The 779-nt window shown below is 71.1% G+C and carries 1 protein-coding gene and 1 pseudogene; both read left to right on the top strand.

Going from position 1 to position 779, the window contains the following annotated elements:
• Positions 1–208: pseudogene (locus MOV74_RS39435) on the top strand (heme ABC transporter ATP-binding protein CcmA); the annotation flags it as partial.
• Positions 209–416: 208 nt separating this feature from the next.
• Positions 417–779: heme exporter protein CcmB (ccmB, locus tag MOV74_RS39440; RefSeq protein ID WP_246933031.1), on the top strand; the 363-nt coding region annotated here is incomplete at its 3' end.

Genomic DNA, 779 nt, shown 5'->3' on the forward strand with positions numbered 1-779 from the left:
CCGCCGGCTGTCGCTGGCCCGCCTGTTGACCGTCCGCCGCCCGGTCTGGCTGCTGGACGAGCCGACCAACGCGCTCGACACCGCCGGCCAGGACATGTTCGGCGGCCTGATGCGAGATCACCTCGCCCGCGGCGGCCTGATCATCGCAGCGACCCATGCCCCGCTGGGAATTGAATCGCGGGAGCTGCGGATCGGGGGTGTGGCGTGAAGTTCGCGGACCCTCAGCTTTCCAAGCGGCCGGGCGTCGCTCCCTCTGCTCCCTCGCCTCTCCCGCTTGCGGGAGAGGTCGGCGCGCAGCGCCGGGTGAGGGCTCTCTCCTCTTGGGGAGTCTTCGTTGTCGAGCCACCCTCTCCCCACCCCTCCCCCGCAACCGGGGGAGGGAGCGCACCGCCCTTGGGGCACGATGGGAGCACCCCATGACCGCCCTGTCCGCCCTGATTCGCCGGGACATCCGGATCGCGCTCCGCGTTGGTGGCGGGGCGCTGATCGGCGTGCTGTTCTTCCTGACCGTGGTGGTGCTGATGCCGTTCGCGGTCGGCCCGGATCTGGCGCTGCTGTCGCGGCTGGGGCCAGCCATTCTCTGGCTGGGCGCGCTGCTGGCGAGCCTGCTCACCCTCGACCGGCTGTTCATGGCCGACCACGAGGACGGCTCGCTCGACCTGATCACGATGAGCCGGACGCCGCTGGAACTCGCCTGCGCCGCCAAGGCGCTGGCGCATTGGCTGGCCGCCGGCCTGCCGCTGATTGTCGCAACCCCCGTGCTCGGCCTCTTGCTCAAC

It is taken from the genome of Bradyrhizobium sp. SHOUNA76 (assembly GCF_023006445.1).
Classification (GTDB): Bacteria; Pseudomonadota; Alphaproteobacteria; order Rhizobiales; family Xanthobacteraceae; genus Bradyrhizobium.